Annotated in this window: 18 protein-coding genes, 1 tRNA gene and 1 pseudogene; 16 read left to right on the top strand and 4 right to left on the bottom strand. The window is 58.5% G+C overall.

The window, feature by feature from the left end; all coding sequences use genetic code 11:
- Positions 1-224: 224 nt before the first annotated feature.
- Positions 225-881 (top strand): annotated as a pseudogene (locus QP965_RS10095) (integrase core domain-containing protein); the annotation flags it as partial.
- A 54-nt stretch (positions 882-935) separates the two neighbouring features.
- On the opposite strand, the gene QP965_RS10090 reads toward QP965_RS10095, so the two are convergent.
- Positions 936-1,021 (bottom strand) — tRNA-Leu (locus QP965_RS10090).
- Between the two features lie 227 nt (positions 1,022-1,248).
- On the opposite strand from QP965_RS10090, the gene QP965_RS10085 reads away from it, so the two are divergent.
- Both QP965_RS10085 and QP965_RS10080 read left to right on the top strand, forming a co-directional pair.
- Complete coding sequence (locus QP965_RS10085) at positions 1,249-1,788, top strand: YbhB/YbcL family Raf kinase inhibitor-like protein (RefSeq protein WP_239278798.1); 540 nt, start codon at positions 1,249-1,251, stop codon at positions 1,786-1,788.
- Positions 1,788-2,180, top strand: a complete 393-nt coding sequence (locus tag QP965_RS10080) for a hypothetical protein (RefSeq protein WP_239278799.1) — start codon at positions 1,788-1,790, stop codon at positions 2,178-2,180. Before QP965_RS10085 ends, QP965_RS10080 begins: the two co-directional genes overlap by 1 nt.
- Before the next feature lie 90 nt (positions 2,181-2,270).
- Here the strand turns inward: QP965_RS10080 and QP965_RS10075 are convergent, their stop codons facing one another.
- Positions 2,271-3,386: a quinone-dependent dihydroorotate dehydrogenase gene (locus QP965_RS10075; RefSeq protein WP_284814766.1), complete on the bottom strand. Its 1,116-nt coding sequence runs from the start codon at positions 3,384-3,386 to the stop codon at positions 2,271-2,273.
- Positions 3,387-3,390: 4 nt separating this feature from the next.
- Complete coding sequence (locus QP965_RS10070) at positions 3,391-4,437, bottom strand: YncE family protein (protein ID WP_284769019.1); 1,047 nt, start codon at positions 4,435-4,437, stop codon at positions 3,391-3,393.
- A 66-nt stretch (positions 4,438-4,503) separates the two neighbouring features.
- Here QP965_RS10070 and QP965_RS10065 point away from each other — a divergent pair, with 66 nt between their 5' ends.
- From QP965_RS10065 to QP965_RS10025, 9 genes are all read left to right on the top strand, one after another.
- Positions 4,504-5,358 (top strand): undecaprenyl-diphosphate phosphatase, encoded by an 855-nt coding sequence (locus QP965_RS10065; protein ID WP_284769018.1) that lies wholly within the window; start codon positions 4,504-4,506, stop codon positions 5,356-5,358.
- A gap of 25 nt (positions 5,359-5,383) precedes the next feature.
- Positions 5,384-6,622, top strand: coding sequence for a cysteine--1-D-myo-inosityl 2-amino-2-deoxy-alpha-D-glucopyranoside ligase (gene mshC, locus QP965_RS10060; protein WP_284844834.1), 1,239 nt, complete (start codon positions 5,384-5,386; stop codon positions 6,620-6,622).
- A gap of 24 nt (positions 6,623-6,646) precedes the next feature.
- Positions 6,647-7,030, top strand: a complete 384-nt coding sequence (locus QP965_RS10055) for a hypothetical protein (RefSeq protein WP_005324796.1) — start codon at positions 6,647-6,649, stop codon at positions 7,028-7,030.
- Positions 7,031-7,157: 127 nt separating this feature from the next.
- The gene (locus tag QP965_RS10050; RefSeq protein WP_284844833.1) at positions 7,158-7,880 is read left to right on the top strand and encodes an HAD family hydrolase; all 723 of its coding nucleotides are present in this window, start codon (positions 7,158-7,160) and stop codon (positions 7,878-7,880) included.
- 52 nt (positions 7,881-7,932) lie between these two features.
- Complete coding sequence (locus tag QP965_RS10045; protein ID WP_204609052.1) at positions 7,933-8,196, top strand: phosphoribosyl-ATP diphosphatase; 264 nt, start codon at positions 7,933-7,935, stop codon at positions 8,194-8,196.
- Between the two features lie 29 nt (positions 8,197-8,225).
- The gene (gene hisG, locus QP965_RS10040) at positions 8,226-9,071 is read left to right on the top strand and encodes an ATP phosphoribosyltransferase (protein WP_284766485.1); all 846 of its coding nucleotides are present in this window, start codon (positions 8,226-8,228) and stop codon (positions 9,069-9,071) included.
- A gap of 110 nt (positions 9,072-9,181) precedes the next feature.
- Complete coding sequence (aspA, locus tag QP965_RS10035) at positions 9,182-10,741, top strand: aspartate ammonia-lyase (protein WP_239274247.1); 1,560 nt, start codon at positions 9,182-9,184, stop codon at positions 10,739-10,741.
- A 354-nt stretch (positions 10,742-11,095) separates the two neighbouring features.
- Positions 11,096-12,403: an anaerobic C4-dicarboxylate transporter gene (locus QP965_RS10030; RefSeq protein WP_284766484.1), complete on the top strand. Its 1,308-nt coding sequence runs from the start codon at positions 11,096-11,098 to the stop codon at positions 12,401-12,403.
- A 138-nt stretch (positions 12,404-12,541) separates the two neighbouring features.
- Positions 12,542-14,209 (top strand): formate--tetrahydrofolate ligase, encoded by a 1,668-nt coding sequence (locus QP965_RS10025; protein WP_284844832.1) that lies wholly within the window; start codon positions 12,542-12,544, stop codon positions 14,207-14,209.
- A gap of 12 nt (positions 14,210-14,221) precedes the next feature.
- On the opposite strand, the gene QP965_RS10020 is transcribed toward QP965_RS10025, so the two are convergent.
- On the bottom strand, positions 14,222-15,052 hold the full coding sequence (locus QP965_RS10020; protein ID WP_284844831.1) for a RecB family exonuclease: 831 nt from the start codon (positions 15,050-15,052) through the stop codon (positions 14,222-14,224).
- A 46-nt stretch (positions 15,053-15,098) separates the two neighbouring features.
- On the opposite strand from QP965_RS10020, the gene QP965_RS10015 reads away from it, so the two are divergent.
- The 4 genes from QP965_RS10015 (at position 15,099) to dop (ending at position 20,397) form a co-directional block, all read left to right on the top strand.
- Positions 15,099-16,352 (top strand): M18 family aminopeptidase, encoded by a 1,254-nt coding sequence (locus tag QP965_RS10015; RefSeq protein ID WP_284844830.1) that lies wholly within the window; start codon positions 15,099-15,101, stop codon positions 16,350-16,352.
- A 28-nt stretch (positions 16,353-16,380) separates the two neighbouring features.
- Positions 16,381-17,217 (top strand): tRNA (adenine-N1)-methyltransferase, encoded by an 837-nt coding sequence (locus QP965_RS10010; protein WP_005324783.1) that lies wholly within the window; start codon positions 16,381-16,383, stop codon positions 17,215-17,217.
- An 85-nt stretch (positions 17,218-17,302) separates the two neighbouring features.
- The gene (gene arc, locus QP965_RS10005; protein ID WP_284814781.1) at positions 17,303-18,868 is read left to right on the top strand and encodes a proteasome ATPase; all 1,566 of its coding nucleotides are present in this window, start codon (positions 17,303-17,305) and stop codon (positions 18,866-18,868) included.
- Positions 18,865-20,397: a depupylase/deamidase Dop gene (gene dop, locus QP965_RS10000; RefSeq protein ID WP_284844829.1), complete on the top strand. Its 1,533-nt coding sequence runs from the start codon at positions 18,865-18,867 to the stop codon at positions 20,395-20,397. The genes arc and dop overlap by 4 nt, the downstream gene beginning before the upstream one ends.
- The last annotated feature ends 39 nt before the right edge of the window (positions 20,398-20,436 follow it).

Below are 20,436 nucleotides of genomic sequence, written 5' to 3'. Positions count from 1 at the left end.
CTTCGGTGACACCGTAGTCATTATCGGTGAAACTCCTTCTAGATCAGAGCCTCACACACAAACTTCCTGACACCCTCACAACCGTCGGCGCCGGCACTCTGCACTAGGAATGGTCAGTCCCGTCGACTTCGAAAACCACATTGGTCTAACCACCAGTAGAAAAGAAATAGCTGCCTAAACACTAGGTAGCCCCACTACGTGTCCACGATTTGCGGGCAACCCCAACCGTGGCAAACGTCATGGAAAGTTTCATTAACGCAGGGCAAATACACGGCTTTCCGCAATCCACCCTCACCGACAACGGCCGAGCATTCACAACCAGCGCCGATCGGACAAACCCCGCACGAAACGGCTTCGAGCAACTACTCATCGACCTAGGAATCAAGCAGAAAAACGGCAAACCCTACCATCCCCAAACCCAAGGAAAAGTCGAACGCTTCCACTACACCCTTAAACTAGCCCTTTCGAACAAAACACCAGCTCACAACCTCGATGAACTCAACGCTCAGCTAAAAGAAATCATCGGATACTACAACTACAAACGCCCCCATAGAGCCCTAAACAGAACCACCCCCGCAGAAGCCTATACAGCCCTACCAAAAGCGCATCCAACAGAAATCAAACCAGACCGCGACTACCGACTACGCACCGACAAAGTAAGCACCAACGGCAAAACAACCCTGCGATGGGGCGGCAAACTACGCCGCCTCTACATCGGACGCAGATGGGGCGGACAACCCATCACAATGGTCTGCGTCGACAACCATGTCGGCATCAAAATAACCGCCACCGGGGCACAAATCGCCGCCTGCACACTCACCGAAGAAAAGATCTACTACAACAAGAAAGACAACAAACTCAGCCCCCAACGGGGCAACTGAAAACGAAAAATCTCGAGACACCGACCGGAACGATGTCTCGAGACTTCACAGTTGTGCCCGAGGGGGGACTTGAACCCCCACGTCCGTTAATAGGACACTAGCACCTCAAGCTAGCGCGTCTGCCATTCCGCCACCCGGGCAGGGTGTTTGTCAGCCTCTCGGCTGGGCACTCCGATACTGTATCCTGCTCGAGGCTTGCTTTACAAATCGCCTGCGTGTGGCGTGAAAAAGCAAATATTAACGGCGTGTGGAAATACATGGTTGTAAGTCTGGGTAGGGGCTTTCCACGTGTGCAGCAGAATTTATGCAGGCCGCGGCGGTTACACCACATCGACATCGCCTTGTGAGGTGGGGTACAAATGGGTCTATGACTTCTTACGCAGATGATTCTCGGTTTCCTGGTCCAGATCCTTACGCACCGCTGCGCGATGTCCCTTCCTTCGTTCTCTCGTCCACTGATGTGGTGGAAGGAGACGAGCTGCAGGAAAAGCTCCGCGCCCCAGAGAACGTATCGCCTCAGCTTGCCTGGTCTGGACTGCCGGAAGGCACCAAGTCCCTGGCCGTGACCTGTTTCGACCCCGATGCGCCAACAGCTTCTGGTTTCTGGCACTGGGCGGCGTTCAATATCCCCGTCGAGGTAAGCGAGCTGCCTACCAATGCCGGTGCCGCCGAGGACTTGGGTATTGACGGCGTCATCAGCTTGCGCAACGACTCGGGCGAGCGCACCTACTTCGGTGCGAACCCGCCTGTCGGACACGCCCCGCATCGCTACCTTTACGCCGTCCATGCAGTCGATGTAGAGAAGCTCGATATCGATCCAGATGCTTCGCCGACCGTGCTTGGGTTCAACCTGCATTTCCATGCTCTTGGTCGCGCCATTTTGTGGGGCTGGTACGAGGCGAAGTAATGGCTAGTGGCTCTACTTCATCGCAGCCTAGCCCGCCGACGGCGCTGCGGGTGGGCGGCGCCTTCATGGTGGTCGCATTCGTGCTGGTCCTCTTTGCATTAATCTCCGTCTTCACGGATGGTTGGGGTGCCGATTTCGAATGGACGTATTCCAAAGTGGCGATTATTGTCGCCGCGATCATCGTCGGCGCCTTTAGTACCATGAGCAAAAGTCAGGCGGGAAGCCGCGCGCAGGTTGCAGCGTTGGTCATCGCCATTGTGATTATTGCAGCAAGCCGCTTTGTGCCCGGCGATATCCTATTCACGCAACCACAGTTTTGGGTCGTGTTCTACGCCGGCTTCGCGGTGTTGTGCGCACTGATTCTCAAGCGCAGCGCCATGTCGCAGACCTAGTCAGCACCGCAAAGATTAAGGGTCCGCCTACTTCCTCTGCGTGCAGCAGGAGAGGTAGGCGGACCTTGTGTTGTGCAACCTTGGGTCGGACTAATCCAAAGGCTTCCAGGGGAGGCCGGAACCAACCGCCTGGGAAATATTGCTCAAACCGTGGGCACGGATTTGAGCGGCAATGCCGCGGTGGATATCGCGGATCCAGTCCGGACCACCGTAGATGAGACCGGTGTAGCCTTGCAGTAGGGAAGCACCGGAAGTGATGCGCTCCCATGCTTGCTCCGGCGTGGAGATGCCACCCACGGAGATGAGGGTGAGCTGGTCGCCGACTCGCTCATTGAGGCGGCGCAGTACCTCTAGGGAGCGCTCGGCTACCGGAGGGCCGGATACGCCACCGGCACCCATCTCCTTTACCTCGGCGGCTGGAGTCTTGAGTCCCTCGCGGGAAATGGTGGTATTTGTCGCTACAATTCCGTCGAGCCCGAGCTCGAGGGCTAGGTTTGCCACGGCGTCAACGTCAGCATCAGAAAGATCCGGGGCAATTTTCACCAGCACCGGAACCGCGGTGCATTCTTGCACGGCGGAGAGAATGGGGCGCAGCGATTCCACTGCTTGCAGGTCGCGCAGGCCCGGGGTATTCGGCGAAGAAACGTTGACCACCAGGAAATCTGCCAAGTCGCCCAATACCGACGCGGAGCGGCGGTAATCTTCTACTGCATGCTCGGCAGGGGTGACTTTGGTTTTGCCAATATTGATGCCAATGACATCGCTGTAGCGACGCTTGCGCAGGTTTTCTGCGGCGGCCGCTGCACCTTTATTGTTAAAGCCCATCCGATTCAAGATGGCCTTATCGGCCTTGAGGCGGAAAAGCCGCGGAGCAGGATTGCCAGGCTGTGCTTGGGCGGTGACGGTGCCCAACTCTGCAAAGCCAAAGCCAATGGGAGCCCACGTATCAGCGGCCGCGGCGTTTTTATCAAACCCGGCGGCAAGTCCCAACGGGCGGGGGAATTCTACTCCGAAGACCTCTTGGCGCAGCACTGGATCGTTGACCGGCAGGATCTTTGCCAGGGCTCGGTTGGCTGGCCCGGCGGCTTGGAGTCCGCTGAGCGCAGTGTTAATAATCTCGTGGATGCGCTCTGGGCTCAGCTTAAACATGCCCCGCAGAGCAAGCTGGTAGGCCTGCGCGCGCAGTTGGTCAATAGTGCTGGTCATGGTGTTAAGACTCCTTCTTCAGGTGCGGGGTGTCCACGAACTGTAGCCCGTGGCCGGTGGCGGAGGCGGCGACAAAGGTGCCGTCGCCAAGCACGGCAATATTCTGCGCATCCGGCACGGTCGAGAGATCTCCGCGCAGCTCTGGTACGCCTTTGCCAATTTCATAGGCATGAGCCTTATTGGTATCGGTGGCGCTCACCCACGCCAGATTGCGCTTATTATCCCAGGCTACGCCCCACGGGGTGCCCTCTACGTTGCCGTATTGGTGCAGGCGGACGACGTCATCGGACGTGTAGATAGCCAAGCGGCCGCCCTCGGTATCGGAGGCGAGGACCACACCGTTATCGCCCACCGCGATGCTGCCGACTCCCTGGCCAACGCGCAGTCGGCCGCCCGCGCGATCATTCGTCCAGTCCACGTTTTGGATGGTGGAATCCTCTCGGTGGATGCGCACCACTCCGTCATCGCCGGAGGAATTGGGCACGGCCAATAGCTGGTCCGAGCCGGCTTCCACCTCGATATCACCGTCGCGCTTACCGTCTTTATAGACGCCTACCGTGGTGGAATCGGCCGAGGTGGCAAAGATCTCGCCGCTGGAAAGCTGGGTGGCGGCGGTAACGGGGGAGTCCTCTTCCATATCGACCTCTTGGGGAGAGTCCGGGGATGCAGGATCGATGAGGAGAACCTTGTCCGGGCAGGCGAGCACGAAGCCCGATTCCGAAGAACTGAGGTCGCCACACTCCGCAGAAATGTCTAGCGAGGTAGCCTTCTTCTCTTCAAAATCCTTCTGGCTACCGATGAGAAGCTCGTCCTTGGTGCGCACTGCCAGCGAGTCATCAAAGGCGGCAAGGTCAGTGATGTCTCCCTCAAGGTCAACCACAGTGCCTTCTGGATCCGCCTTAGCCGGGGAGGCCGCTGGGGTGGCATTGCCCTTGACCGCGGTCTCTGGATCGGCGCCCACGCCCACTTCGGGCTGGCAGGCGGCCAACGCGGTGGCGCTAAGCGCCAGCAAACTAGAAAGGATAAGTGCGGAGCCAGATTGAGATTTCACGGCTACTAATCCTAACAGCGCGCGTTGTAAAAACTCGAAGCCCAGCGCGGCTGTAGTGTGAAGCGGGTGATTTCTAATACCGCAACTGACGCTGTTTCTTGGGCGCAGGTCATTGTTTTGTCCATCGTGCAGGGGCTTACCGAGTTTCTTCCGGTAAGTTCCTCCGGTCACCTGCGCATTGTTTCCGAGCTTTTTTGGGGCAACGACGCCGGCGCTTCCTTCACCGCCGTTATCCAGCTGGGCACGGAGTTGGCTGTGCTGGTCTATTTCGCCCCAATGATTTGGCAGATTCTCTCCGGCTGGTTCCGTGGCTGGGCTGATAAGTCCTCTCGCGGCCAGGACTGGCGCATGGGGTGGATGGTCATCGTGGGTTCCATTCCCATCGGAATTGTCGGCCTCGCATTCGAGGATGCGATTCGTGGCGCCCTGCGCAACCTGTGGATTACCGCCGCAATGCTCATTCTCTTCTCCTTGGTCTTCATCGCTGCAGAAAAGATGGGTAAGAAGGAACGCAGCTTTGACCAGTTGACCATGAAAGATGCCATTGTTATGGGCCTGTGCCAATGCTTGGCGCTCATTCCGGGTGTTTCCCGCTCCGGCGGCACCATTTCCGGCGGTCTATTCCTGGGGCTGGACCGCGAAGTGGCAACGCGCTTTAGTTTCTTGCTCGCCATTCCGGCTGTGCTGGCTTCGGGGCTTTTCTCGCTTCCCGACGCCTTTTCTCCCGAATCCGGCCAAGCCGCCTCCGGCCTGCAGCTTCTGGTCGGCACTGGCATCGCTTTTGTACTGGGCTACGCCTCCATTGCGTGGCTACTAAAGTTCGTGGGCAACCACTCCTTCTCCTGGTTCGCCGCCTACCGCATTCCAGTTGGCATCCTCGTAATGATCCTCCTGGCACTGGGAGTCCTGCAGCCGCTCTAAGACACACCGCGTTAGTATGGTGGCTATGCATTCTTGGCCACTACCTTCCTTCCGCCCTGTGCCGGGTGATGCGGCACAGCTGCGCTTGTACGATTCCGCGAACCAAACCATCGCTCCCGTAGAGGTCGCAGGGGATACCGCCACCATGTACGTGTGTGGCATCACGCCCTATGACTCCACCCACTTGGGCCATGCCGCCACGTATCTGACCTTTGACCTTATCTACCGCGCGTTCCTGGATGCCGGGAAGAAGGTTCACTACGTCCAAAACATCACCGACGTGGATGATCCGCTATTCGAACGTGCCGAACGCGACGGTGTGGATTGGCGTGAGCTCGGCACTTCTCAAATTGACCTCTTCCGTTCCGATATGGAGCTGCTTTCCGTTTTCCCGCCGCAGGACTACATCGGTGCCATGGAGGCCGTCGATGAAATCGTGGAAATGGTGCAGAAGCTTCTCGACGCCGGAGCGGCCTACGTCGTAGACGACCCCGAGCACCCAGATATCTACGCCTCCATCGAGGCCACCGAGCGCTTTGGGTATGAGTCCAATTACTCTGCCGAAGAGATGCGCACCTTCTTTGCCGAGCGCGGCGGCGATCCCGACCGCCCAGGGAAGAAGAATCCGCTCGACGCACTTATCTGGCGTGCCCACCGCGAGGGCGAGCCGGCATGGGATTCGCCCTTTGGGCCTGGCCGCCCAGGCTGGCATATTGAATGTTCCGCCATCGCTACCAATCGCTTGGGGTCTTCCTTTGATATCCAGGGTGGCGGTAGCGACCTGAAGTTCCCACACCATGAGTTTTCCGCTGCCCACGCCGAGGCCGCCCTCAACGTCGATCGCATGGCACAGTTCTACGTGCATACCGGCATGATTGGCCTCGACGGGGTCAAGATGTCTAAGTCCTTGGGCAACCTCGTCTTCGTTCACAAGCTCGTCGGAGCGGGTGAGGATCCCTCCGCTATCCGCTTGGGCGTCTTCGCAGGCCATTACCGCGACGAGCGCGACTGGTCCGACGAGGTGCTCGACGGCGCTAAGCGCCGCCTCGCCGCATGGCGGGAGGCTCTTGAGCAGCCGGGAAGCATGGCAGGGGCCGAAGAGGTCGTCGCCAAGCTGCGTGCCGCAATCGCCAACGATCTTGATACCCCGGCCGCGCTCGATGCTGTGGATGAGTGGGCAGAGGCCGACCGTGGCACGGACGAGGACGGCGCGGCCGATTTGGTTCGCACCGCACTAAATTCGCTCCTCGGCGTGCGGGCTTAGACAAGATAGGGCAGTATCTACAGCATGAGCATTCGCGCCGATTTCCAGCCCACCGTAGATGAGTTCATTAGTGACCTGAAGTCCTTCGCCACCGGCGATTACCTCAAGGAAGAGGAAAAGGAGTTCTGGGAGGCACCGTTTGACGCCAACGTCCTCCCAGAGCTGCGCGGCCACCTTGAGCAGATGCTCGATGGGCTGGATGCTCTTCCGGACGATCCTGACGGACCACAGTTGGTCACCGTCTTGTCCAAGACCGTTCGCAAGTTGGCAGATTTTAATCGCGCTCAACACGATGCCGTTCTCGAGCCAGAGGAAAAGGAAGAGCTCTCTGAGCTTATCTATAACGCCAGCGCGGCCACCGGAGCAGACGACGAAGCCCTGTCGCAGATTCCGGAACTGGATTTTTAGTTCTGACCCTTCCGCTTTAGTAAGCGCCAGCTCGCGCTAACTGCGCGGCTGGCTTTTGCCGCCGTGTGCCCACAGCGTGAACGGCGAAACTATTTCCTACCTGATAGAGAAAGCTAGCTTTATTCTCGTGCCGCACTCCACCGCCGCTTCCGGCCTGACTAAGCCCGCCGCCATCTTCTGGGATATGGATGGCACCCTCACTAATTCGGAGCCCCTTTGGGCGGAGGCAACGTTTTACCTTTCAGAACTGCTGGGCAAACGGCTCACTCCCACCCAGCGCCTGGCTACTGTGGGCGCGACCTTTGATACCACCTTGGCAATCTGCGCGGATAATGCGGGGGTGGTGCTGCACCCCGGGGACAGCGAGCGTTACCGCGCCCGAATGTTTGACTATGTCAAGGGCCTTTTTGCTCGCCAGCTGGAAATCTCTCCGGGAATCCCTCCACTGCTTCAGGAACTGAAAGCGGATGGGGTGCCCATGATGGTCACTACCAATACCGAGCGCAATGTCGCTGACGCTGTTATCAATGCGTTGGGGCGGCACTATTTCGTCGATACTATCTGCGGGGATGAGGTTCCTGCCGGCAAACCAGCGCCGGATATGTACCGCGAGGCCGCCCGCCGCATTGGCGCAGATCCCGCAGAGTGCTTAGTTTTTGAAGATTCCGCAACCGGCATGCGCGCCGCAGTTGATGCCGGCTGTGCGGTTATCGGTTTGCCCGAAGATGACCAGGTTCAGGTACCGACCGAGGTCACCGAAATTTCTCGCCTCCGCGATTCGCGGCACCTCGCGGGAGCTAAGGCCACTGACATCTATAAGTGGTTCGCTAAGATTTCGGCGCGGCAATAGAAATTCAGAGTTCCACTACATTCTCTATCTACCTGTGGAACAATAGGTAGACGTGAAGAACTTTGAGACTCTTTTCGCCGAACTAGCCGAGAAGGCCGACCAGCGTCCAGCTGGTTCTGGCACCGTTGCCGCGCTGGATAAAGGCGAGCATTTCATTGGTAAAAAGATCATCGAAGAAGCCGGGGAAGTATGGATCGCCGCTGAGTATCAGTCCGACGATGAGCTGGCGGAAGAGATGTCCCAGCTGCTCTATTGGACTCAGGTCATGATGCTCAAGCGCGGACTTACCCCTGAAGACCTTTATAAGTACCTCTAGGCAACACCCCACAGGATGGAAGGATCCGCATGATCAAGATTGCTGTACCGAATAAGGGCTCATTGTCAGAAGCTGCCGTGGAAATCCTTACAGAGGCCGGTTACAAGGGCCGCGGGCATTCCAAGGCGCTCAACGTGGTAGATGCCGATAACGGGGTAGAATTCTTTTTCCTACGGCCGAAAGATATCGCCATCTATGTCGCCCGCGGGGTCTTAGACCTAGGCATTACGGGCCGGGACTTGGCACTTGACTCTAAAGCGAGCTTTGATGAAGTTTTGCCGTTAGGCTTCGGTGGCTCCACGTTCCGGTACGCAGCCCCGCAGGGGGAGGAGTGGGATATCTCTCAACTGGCCGGGCGGCGGATCGCGACGTCGTACCCCAATCTTGTCCGCACAAACCTCGCCGCACATGGGATTGAGGCCGATGTTATTCGATTGGACGGGGCCGTAGAGATTTCCATCCGGCTAGGAGTTGCCGATGTTATTGCTGATGTCGTGTCAACTGGTACTACTTTGCGTCAGCAAGGGTTAGCGCCGTTCGGGGAGCCGATCATCGAGTCCGAGGCGGTAGTCATTAAGCGCACGGGGGTAGAGGTCACCGAGGAAGAGCAGGTAGTGCTCGACCGCATTCAGGGAATTCTGCACGCTCGCACCTATCTGATGATCGATTACAACATCGCTCAATCCAACCTCGACGCAGCCGCTGGTATTACTCCAGGATTGACCGGTCCTACGGTGTCGCCGTTAGCGCGTGAGAACTGGGTGGCAGTGCGAGCGATGGTTCCGAAGAAACAAGCCAACCAAGTCATGGACCGACTTTCCCAACTCGGTGCGGAAGCGATTTTGGCTTCCGATTTACGCATCGCCCGCTTTTAGGGGGATCAATTTCTCTGGGTCGGCCCAAATAGATTCAGTCGTGGCTAACATTAGCGCTTGAGGTTACTCATTCGAATATAAGTCTCGACAGGCAAAGGAGCCGAGCCATCATGGCAAAGTCCTCTAAGAAAGAAGAAAAGGACACCAAGTCTGCAGCAAAGGACGTGAAGAAGAAGGAAGCTGACACTTCCACTCACGCCGCACAGCAGAAGGTGGCCGAACAAAAGGCACCTAAGAACTCCAGCAAGAAGACTCGCACCGAGACCGACCTTCTTGGCTCCTTGGAAGTTCCCGCTGACGCTTACTACGGTGTGCACACCGTACGCGCCATGGAGAACTTCCAGATCTCTTACGTGACCATCAACACCATCCCGCACTTCATCCGCGGCATGGTCCAGGTCAAGAAGGCGGCCGCCATGGCAAACCGCCGCCTGCACGTTCTGCCAAAGAAGAAGGCTGAAGCCATCATCTGGGCCTGTGACCAGATCCTGGAAGAGGGTCGCTGCATGGATCAGTTCCCGCTGGACGTCTTCCAGGGTGGCGCTGGTACCTCGCTGAACATGAACACCAACGAGGTTGTTGCCAACCTCGCGCTGGAGTACCTCGGTGAGGAGAAGGGCTCCTATGACATCATCAACCCGAATGATGATGTGAACATGTCCCAGTCCACCAACGATGCTTACCCGACCGGCTTCCGCTTGGGTCTGCATGCAGCAGTGGATCACCTCATTGAGCGCATGGATGGTCTGCGTGCCGCATTCCAGGTCAAGGGCAATGAGTTCCAGGACATCCTGAAGATGGGTCGTACTCAGCTTCAGGATGCGGTTCCGATGACCTTGGGTGATGAGTTCAAGGGCTTTGCCAATAACCTGAACGAGGAGCAGGCATTGCTGCGCGATGCACAGCGTCGCCTGCTCGAGATCAACTTGGGCGCAACCGCAATCGGCACCGGCGTGAACACCCCGGCCGGCTACCGCCACCAGGTCACCGCAGCTCTGTCTGAGGTCACCGGCTTGGAGATGAAGACCGCCCGCGATCTCATTGAGGCAACCTCTGACTGTGGTGCTTACGTGCTGCTGCACGCCACCATCAAGCGCGCAGCAATGAAGCTTGCCAAGATCTGTAATGACCTGCGCCTGCTGTCTTCCGGTCCACGCGCTGGCCTGGCTGAGATCAACCTGCCTGCCCGTCAGGCCGGCTCCTCCATCATGCCGGGTAAGGTCAACCCGGTTATCCCGGAGGTTGTGAACCAGACCTGCTTCAAGATCTTCGGCAATGACCATGTCGTCACCATGGCCGCTGAGGCTGGCCAGCTGCAGCTCAACGTCATGGAGCCGGTCATCGGCGAGGCGCTGTTCCAGTCCATTCGCATCATGGGTAACGCCGTGGATGCCCTGCACGAAAAGTGCGTCACCGGCATTACCGCTAATGCAGACGTGTGCCGTGCGTACGTGGAAAATTCCATTGGTATCGTCACCTACCTGAACCCGTTCATCGGCCACCACAACGGTGACCTGATTGCCAAGGAGTCCCTGGAGACCGGCAAGGGCGTCAAGGAACTCGTCCTGGAGAAGGGCCTGCTCGATGAGGCAACCTTGAACAAGGTTCTGTCCGTTGAAAACCTCATGCACCCAGAGTTCCGCGGTCAGCTCTTCATCGACGAGGACTAAAGACTCGGCTTTTGAGAAGCAGTAGGGCATAGCGCCCCGCATAGTAGACCCCCACGGTCTCTGCCATTTTCTCTTGATGTACAAGGAAAACTGGCGAAGGCTGTAGGGGTCTTTTGTGTGCATGGAATCGGCGGTAGCTAGTGTCCTTTTACGGCCCTGTGCTGGGCGAATGCGGAGAAGGATACCGACCGTCTTATAACGAGACGCTTAATACATGTGGGAATCAACACAAACGGACAATTCGAGTGAATTAATCGACGTGATAGGTGCACAATAGAAGATGTTGAGGACGGCATGCACTCTGTATGGAGACGCGTGCCCTTAGTTTGCATACAGAGCGTATGGAGTATGTCCATGGTTATTGTTCATATAGTCATCGTTCTCGCCGCCATCTTCTTGGGCGCGAGGATTGGTTCAATTGGTATCGGTATGGCCGGCGGCCTCGGTGTGTTGGCCCTTGGTCTCACCGGTGTCCCCATTACTAGGGAAGACATCCCGTTCGACGTCATCGGTATCATCATGACCGTCATTGCCGCCATCGCCGCAATGCAGAGGGCTGGTGGCATGGACTACCTGGTGCACATTGCAGAAAAGTTTTTGCGTAAAAACCCAAAGCGGATTACGTTCTACGCGCCCATCGTTACTTGGTTGATGACGGTGCTGGCCGGTACCGGCCACACTGCATTTTCTACGCTGCCGGTCATTGTTGAGGTAGCTAAAGAAGGCAAGGTTCGCCCGTCACGCCCGCTTTCCATTGCGGTAGTTGCCTCCCAGATGGCAATTTGTGCCTCGCCTATATCTGCCGCAGTCGTTCTCCTAGCCAGTCTGTTGGAGCCAGCCGGAGCGGGCTATTTGCAGGTGCTAGCAGTCGTCATTCCGGCAACCTTCCTGTCTATCTTCCCAGCTGCGTGGATTGCTAATAAGTTTGGCAAGGAACTAGATGATGACCCGGTGTACCAGGAGCGCAAGGCGCAAGGCTTGGTTAAGCAACCACTGGGCGCCGAGAACTTCCAGCCGCAGAAGGGCGCCAAGGCTTCTGTTCTGGTGTTCTTGGTAGCCATCGTCATCGTGATGGCATGGGCCACGCTGACCTCGGAGCAGGTCGGGCTAATTGCAGAGCCAACCCTGCCACGTAATGAGGCAATTATGACGGTTATGCTCACCGCGGCCACCATCATCGTCATGATGTCGAAGTTCCCGGCGGGGGATGTTCTCAATACGCCGGTATTTAAGTCCGGTATGTCCGCATGTATTTGTGTGCTAGGCGTTGCTTGGTTGGGTACCAGCCTTATCAACCACTACATGGACGATATTCAGTCTATGGCTGGTAGCGTTATTGAGTCTTCGCCGTGGCTGCTCGCGGTGGTCTTGTTCTTCGCCGCAGCGCTACTGTACTCGCAGGCCGCTACAACCAAGGCCCTCATGCCAGCCGCCCTGGCTTTGGGCGTAAGTCCCCTTACCGCAGTCGCTGCTTTCCCGGCCGTCTCGGCTCTATTTATCCTGCCGACCTACCCAACGCTGCTGGCAGCGGTGGAGATGGACGATACAGGTTCGACTCGAATCGGCAAGGCTGTATTCAACCACCCATTCCTCATCCCAGGCACGGTCAGCATCGTGGTTTCTGTCCTCTTGGGGTACGCATTTGGCCTCGTCATCCTGTAAGAGATAGACGACAAGTCCACCCGCAAGGCGCCCTGTAGGGCGCCTTTTTGGATCGCAGCGTGGACAGGCAGATTGATTCAATTCACTTTCTTGGAAAAATGCGGGTTATTTAACTCCCGAGCTCGGTAAGCTAAGACCATGACTACTCAGCCATCCGATGTTGAAATTGCCCAAGCCCACCACCTGCAGCCAATCGCGGAGATTGCGGCCAAGGCGGGCATTCCTGCCGACGCCGTGATTCCCTATGGCACCACCAAAGCCAAAGTCGATATCACCAAGGTGGACTATTCCAAGGAAAACCAAGGCAAGCTGGTGCTTGTCACCGGCGTATCGCCCACACCTGCCGGCGAGGGCAAGTCCACCGTGCTCATTGGCCTTACCGACGCCCTGGATCAGTTGGGTAAGAAGGCCATCGTTGCCCTGCGTGAGCCCTCCCAAGGACCAGTGATGGGTATTAAGGGCGGCGCGGCTGGTGGCGGCTATGCACAGATTGTCCCCATGGAGGACATCAACCTTCACTTCACCGGCGATTTTCATGCCATTACCTCTGCAACCAACACCCTGGCCGCCATCATTGATAACCACATCCATCAAGGCAACGCCTTGGGCATCGACCCGCGGCGCGTGACGTGGCAGCGGTGCATGGACGTCAACGACCGTGCCCTGCGCAGCGTGGTGACCGGCCTGGGCGGGCCGGCTCACGGTGTGCCTGCAGAAACCGGTTTCACCATTACCGCGGCCTCCGAAATCATGGCCATCTTGTGCTTGGCCACGAACCTCGAGGACCTAAAGAAGCGCCTCGGCGATATCACTATTGGGTTCACCTATGATCAGCGCCCCGTTACCGCCCGTGACTTGAATGCGGAAGGTGCGCTCGCGGCGCTCATGCGTGATGCCCTCAACCCGAACCTTGTACAGACCCTTGGCGGCGTGCCGGCCTTGGTGCACGGTGGGCCATTCGCCAATATTGCGCACGGCTGCAACTCCCTGTTGGCAACCCACACCGCACTGCAATTTGGCGATATCGTCTTAAGCGAGGCCGGCTTCGGCTCCGACCTCGGCGGAGAAAAGTTCGTCGACATTAAGGCGCGCTTTGGCGACCTAGATGTTGCTGGCGCCGTGGTCGTTGCCACCATCCGCTCGCAGAAATACAACGGCGGTGTGGCCAAGGATAAGCTCACTGAGGAAAACCTGGATGCCCTCAAGGCGGGCATAGTCAACCTAGAGCGCCACGTAGAAAACCTGCGCAAGTTCGGGATCAAGCCAGTTGTTGCGCTCAACCTATTTTGGTCCGATACCGAGGCAGAACGCGAGTTCATGCGGCAGTGGGCCGAAGACTTTGGGGTGGCATTGGAGGAAGCCAATGTCTGGTCCGAGGGTGGCGCGGGCGCTACCAAGCTGGCAGAGACCTTGCTGGAGAACCTACAGGGAGGAGCCAAGCAGCTCTACGATCCGCAGGAGGGAATCGAGGCCTCCATCGAGACCATCGCGCGCGAGATCTATCGCGCAGACCGTGTGGAATACGGGGCAAAGGCGCTCAAGGATCTCAAGTACATCCAAGACAATGGCTGGGACAAGCTGCCGGTGGTCATCTCTAAGACGCAGTACTCCTTCAGCGATGATGCCTCTGCTCTGGGGGCGCCGGAAGGCCATACGCTGCACGTGCGCGAATTGCTGCCACGCACCGGTTCGGGATTTATCGTCGTGCTCACGGGCAACGTCATGACGATGCCGGGACTACCGAAGAAGCCTGCGGCCAATAATATCGACGTCGATAAGCAGGGCACCATTTCGGGCCTTTTCTAGGCAGGTGGGGCGCTAGTCCTTCGTATCCGCCGCGGAACCCGGCCAGCCCGGGTACTGCGGCGGAGTGCCGCCAAATTCGGGGCAGAGATCCTGGTGGGCGCACCAGCCGCAGAGCTTGGATGGCTTCGGGCGGAAGTCCCCGGCGCGCCCATCGGCCTCAATCTTGGCCCACAATTCGCCGAGATCGCGCTCGAAGTATTCGAGTTCCTCACGGTTTGGGCTAAGAAACATCGAGTCCAAGACCTTGAGGTACATCAGGCGCAATTGGTGGGGAATGGTGCCTAGAATGCGCCAGTAGACCAGCGCATAAAAGCGCATCTGGAATTGTGCATCCTGGGAATAGCGGGGAAGTGGCTTCTTGCCGGTTTTATAATCCACGACTCGGACCTCGCCAGTTGGGGCGCGGTCCACGCGGTCGATGAAGCCGCGGACGGGGACGCCATTGGGCAGGACCGTATTGACGTACATCTCTGTTTCTTGGCAATCAAAGCCTTGGGGATTTTCCATCTGGAAATAGCCTTTGAGCAGTTCCCTGACAGCGACGAAGAAGTCGTAGGTGTCTTCTTCTGGCACGAGCTCTAAAAGTTCCTCGTCTTTGGCAGTCATCTCTGCCCAGGAGGGCTTAATCATCTTCACCGCGGCAGGATAGGTGCGCTCTTCGCGCGGTAGCTTGTGCATCTCTTCCAAAACGGCGTGCACAAGGGTTCCTTTGACTTGGGCGATGGTCTTGGGCTCGGGCAACTTGTCAATGGCGCGAAAGCGATAGAGCAGCGGGCACTGCTTATAGTCGGAGGCGCGCGAGGGCGACAGGGCCAGTGGGCGGGGTGTAGATGAAGTAGCCATGGTGTATCTAGCCTATCGCCGCGCGATTCGTGGCAAGCTAGGAGGTATGAGTTATACCGCAGATTTCCTAGATTTCATTGCTACTTCTCCTTCTTCGTACCACGCTGCTGATGAGGTATCCCGCCAGCTGCGCGAGGCGGGATTTGAGGTACAGGATGAGGGAACGCAGTGGTCCGCTGCGCCAGGCGGCCACGTCATGGTGCGCGGCGGCGCGGTAGCGGCGTGGTACGTGCCAGAGGGCGCGGATAAGAATTCTGGTTTCCGTATCGTCGGATCCCATACAGATTCGCCGGGCTTGGTTCTTAAGCCCACGCCGGACTTTTCCGCAGCCGGCTGGCAGCAGGTGGCAGTAGAAATCTATGGCGGTGCGCTGCTGCATACCTGGTTTGACCGGGAGCTGACCGTTGCCGGGCAGATTGTCACCAAGGACGGCACGCGGCACCTGGTCAATACTGGCCCGGTACTGCGCCTTCCGTCCCTGGCAATCCACCTCTACCGCAAGGATGAGTTCAAGCCGGACCGTCAGCACAACATGCAGCCGGTTTTGAGCGTGGGTGACCCGGAGGCATCCATCTTGCAGGTAGTGGGGGAGAAGGCGGGCGTCGCCAAGCAGGATATTGCTTCCTTCAACCTGATTACGGCCGATGCCGCTCGCGGCGAAGTCTTTGGCGCGGGCGAGCAGTTCATTGCGGCTGGGCGCATGGATAACCTTTCTTCCGTACACGCCTCTTTGGAAGCGATGAAAAAGGCCGCCGAGGTCTACCAAGGCAAGGATATCTTGGTCATGATGGCCTTTGACCATGAAGAGGTGGGCTCGAGCTCGCGCTACGGCGCGGGCGGTCCCATCCTGGCAGATGTACTTACCCGCACTGCACGAGCGCTGGGGGCCAACGAGGAGGAACGCTTCCAGATGTTCTCGCACTCGAGCTGTGTCTCGGCCGATGCAGCCCATTCGGTGCACCCCAACTACGTGGGCAAGCACGATCCCACGCACCATCCGATCATCGGCAAGGGCCCGGTGACCAAGATCAATGGCAACCAGCGCTATGCCTCCGATGCCACCACGGTGGCGCTGTGGGAAGCAGCGTGCGAGAAGGTAGGCGTACCGGTGCAGCGGTTTGTGGGCAATAATGATGTGCCCTGTGGCTCGACCATCGGTCCCATTACGGCGACGCGTTTGGGCATCGATACTGTGGATGTGGGCGTGCCCATGCTGTCTATGCACTCGGCGCGGGAAATGGTGGGCGAGCGGGACCAAGTATGGCTCGCGCAGGCACTTGAGGCATACTTGGTGGGATAGTAACCGCAACCTCGAGGAGTCTTGAGACATGGCTTATTCCGGCCCCTTTGCCTATGGCGACCGCGTGCAGCTTACCGACGCCAAGCGGCGCCACTACACGGTTATTCTGGAAGAAGGAGGCCAGTTCCACTCCCACAAGGGCATCATTAACCATGATGACATCGTGGGTATGGACGAGGGCTCGGTCATTGAGTCCACCCTTGGCTCCTCCTTCCTGCTTTTCCGCCACCTGATGGTGGATCACGTGCTATCCATGCCGCGCGGTGCCGCGGTGATCTACCCCAAGGATGCGGCGCAGATTTTGGTAGAGGGCGATATCTTCATGGGCGCGCGCGTGCTCGAGGCCGGCGCTGGCTCCGGTGCGCTGTCTATGTCCCTGCTGCGCGCCGTGGGGCCAGAGGGGCATGTGTATTCCTATGAGGTGCGCGATGACCACCTCGAGTATGCGGTAGATAACGTCAAGGAATACTTTGGCGAGCAGCCCGAGTGGTGGTCGCCGCGCCTCGGCGATTTAGGAGATGTCACCGCCGAGGACTTGGGTGGGCCGGTAGACCGCGTGATCCTCGATATGCTCGAGCCCTGGGAGCACTTGGAGACCGTGCGCGATCTTCTCATTCCAGGTGGTGTCTTCATGACCTACGTGGCAACGGTGCCGCAGTTGATGAAGGTCATGGAAGGAATCCGCGAGCTCAAGTGCTTTACCGAGCCTAAGGCCTGGGAATCACTGGTGCGCGAATGGAAGGTTGAAGGCCTGGCTACGCGCCCGGAGCACCGTATGAATGCGCATACCGCCTTCCTTATCTGGACCCGCCGCCTGGCCGATGGCGTGACCCCGCCGCGCCCGCAGCGCCGCGCCCGCAAGTAAAGCTGGAAATAGGCTCACCTCAGCGCCCAGAATTTAAAGCGCAAGTACCCTCTTTCGCCGACTGGGCCGCGTTAGAGTAGTGGGCATGGATGAAGCCACGGACTATAAGCGGCAAATTAGCCAGCTTGCTGCCCGCAATCAGAAGTTGGCGGGCTTATTAAAAGAATCGCGTGGGAAGCTCGAACAGCTTTTTGCGGAGCTTAACGCGCTAGCTGAGCCGGCATCGACCTACGGCGTTTTCTTAGGCTATTCGCCTACCCACAGCGAGGTGGGAACCACCGCGGAGGTCTACACCAACGGCCGCGTGATGCAGCTTAAGGTTTCGCCCAATGTGGAACCGGGCAGCCTAGTGGCCGGCCAGCAGGTTCGCTTGGGCGATGGCTTCGTAGTGGTGGAAGGGTGCGCACCCGAGCGCACGGGTGAGCTCGCCACCGTGGTGGAGCGCCTGGGAGAGAGCCGCCTCATCGTGGCAAATTCCTCCGGCGAGGAAAAAGTGGTGTTGCTATCGCAGGCACTGCGCGAGGAAACCCGCGTGGCAGCAGGCGAGATAGTGTTGGTCGACCCCAAGGCCGCCATCGCGCTGGAAAAGGTGGAAAAGACGGAGGTCTCCCAGCTCTCCCTTGAGGAGGTCCCCGATGTGCGCTATGAGGACATCGGCGGGCTCGATGAGCAGATTTCCCAGATCCGCGATTCCGTGGAACTGCCGTTTATTCATCCGGACCTCTATCACCACTACGAGCTACAGCCGCCTAAGGGCGTCCTCCTTTATGGCCCGCCTGGGTGCGGTAAGACGCTTATTGCTAAGGCCGTGGCCCATTCTTTGGCGCAGCAACTGGGCAGTGATGGGCCGAGTTACTTCCTCAATATCAAGGGCCCAGAGTTGCTCAATAAGTACGTAGGGGAAACGGAACGCCGCATCCGCCTCATCTTTGAGCGCGCTCGTGAATTAGCCCAGCTGAGTTCCGACCGGCCGGTGGTCATCTTTTTTGATGAGATGGAATCGATCTTCCGTACCCGTGGCTCAGGCGTGTCTTCGGATATGGAAACCACGGTGGTGCCGCAGCTGCTCACAGAACTTGACGGCGTGGAGAGCCTTTCCAATGTGATCGTTATTGGCGCTACCAACCGCGAGGAGCTCATCGACCCAGCCATCATGCGCCCCGGGCGGCTCGATATCAAGATCCGGGTTAACCGGCCGAGTAAACAGGGTGCCCGCGAGATTTTCGCCCGCCACTTTGCAGAATCCGTGCCGCACCAGGGCACGCTAGAGGAACTTATCGGCACTGCGGTGGACGAGCTTTATGCCGATCGCCCCTTTGTGCAGCTGCACTTTTCCAGCGGCGAGCGCGAGGTATTGCACTACCGGGACTTCGTCTCCGGCGCGATGATTGCCAATATCCTCTCCCGCGCCAAGAAGCTGGCTATCAAGGACGAACTGCAACAGCGTGCGGGCAGTGAGCAGGGGATAGGCGGGCGCGAGGGGGGCATCGCCAAGCAGCATTTGCTCCAGGCTATCGCGACCGAGCGCGCGGAATCCGAGTACGTGCCCACCTCTACCAACCCCGAGGAGTGGACCAAGATCATCTCCCAAGACCATGCAGGTGCCCGCGTTGAGCGGGTGGAGCTACTGACCGTTAGGAGGAGCGCATGAGCCGCGTTGTAGGTACCGAGACTGAGTACGGCATTGCCACCCCGGAGCTGCCGGAGTATTCGCCCATCATTTCTTCCACGCACGCGGTGGTAGCGTATGCCGCGATGCACACTGGGGCGCGCTCGCGCTGGGATTTTGCCGAGGAACACCCGCTGCGCGATTCCCGCGGCTTCGATCTCAAGCGCTACCACACCGTGCCCGTGGTGGACCCCAACGCCATCGGGGTAGCCAATGTAGTCACGGCCAATGGCGCGCGCTTTTATGTGGACCACGCACACCCAGAATATTCCGCCCCAGAGTGCACCAATGCCTGGGACGCCACGCTTTACGACGCCGCCGGTGACGCCACGCTCCTGCAATCAGCAGCGGCCGTAGCGGGCCTTACTGAGCAAGGAAAGTCTGTCCTTGCCAACCATGACCCGTGCCCTGCTTTACGTTTCTACAAGAACAACGTGGACGGCAAGGGCGCGTCTTATGGCTCGCACGAGAACTATCAGTACTCCCGTGCCACGGATTTTGACACTATGGCGCAGGCCCTTATCCCGTTTTTCGTGGCCCGCCAGGTAGTCATCGGTGCCGGGCGTATGGGGATCGGCGAATTTGGCGAGGAGCCGGGATTCCAGATCTCTCAGCGCGCTGACTATATTGAGCAGGAAATCTCGCTGGAGACCACCCTCAATCGCGGCATCATCAATACCCGCGACGAGCCGCATGCGGTGCACGCGGACTATGGGCGCCTCCACGTCATCATCGGAGACGCGAATATGTCGCAGACCTCCACGCTGCTCAAACTAGGCATGACCTCGCTAGTGCTCGATGCGATTGAGCAGGGTGTGGACTTTAGCGATCTCCGCTTGCAGGATGCCGTGGCGGAGGTCCCGCGCGTCAGCCGCGATCTCTCCCTTCAGCATCGCCTCGAGCTTGCCGACGCCCGCCAGCTCACCGCCCTAGAAATCCTCGCTGAATACCGCGCCCGCGTAACCCCACGCACAGAAGCCGATCACAAGGTGCTTGCGGCTTGGGACGAGGCCGTAGCACTTCTGGCAAAGGACCCGATGCAGGCCGCGCACCTGTTGGATTGGGTGGCGAAGTATCGCTTGATCAAGGGCTACCTCGACCGCGGTATCGATCCGGCCGACCCAAAGCTGCGCCTGATTGACCTGCAATACGCAGAGATCGATCCTGCCAAGTCGCTACACCACGCGCTGGTGCGTAAAGGTCAGATGCGGCAGCTCTTTAGCGCTGCAGAGATTGAAGACGCCGCCAGCACCCCTCCGGAGGATACCCGCGCGTATTTCCGCGGCCGAGTGACGCAAAAATTCGGCGAAGACATCATTGCCGCGAGCTGGCAAAGCCTCACGGTGCGGTTAGGCGAGGAAACCGCGGCACCCTGGGCCACGGTTCCGATGGATGAGACCACCAGCCTGACTCGCGCCCAGTGCGAGGAGATCATCGACGCCGCACCTACGGTGGAGGATCTTCTTCAGGGACTAACTGACAGCGGTATCCAGCCCGAGTACCGTAACTAATAGTCAGACATCGAGGCAGAAGCGAAGGAAAGGACGTTC

Source organism: Corynebacterium sp. MSK074, assembly GCF_030229735.1.
Classification (GTDB): Bacteria; Actinomycetota; Actinomycetes; order Mycobacteriales; family Mycobacteriaceae; genus Corynebacterium.
Note: the sequence above shows the minus strand (reverse complement) of the source record. Positions and strands in the feature narration are given on the sequence as shown.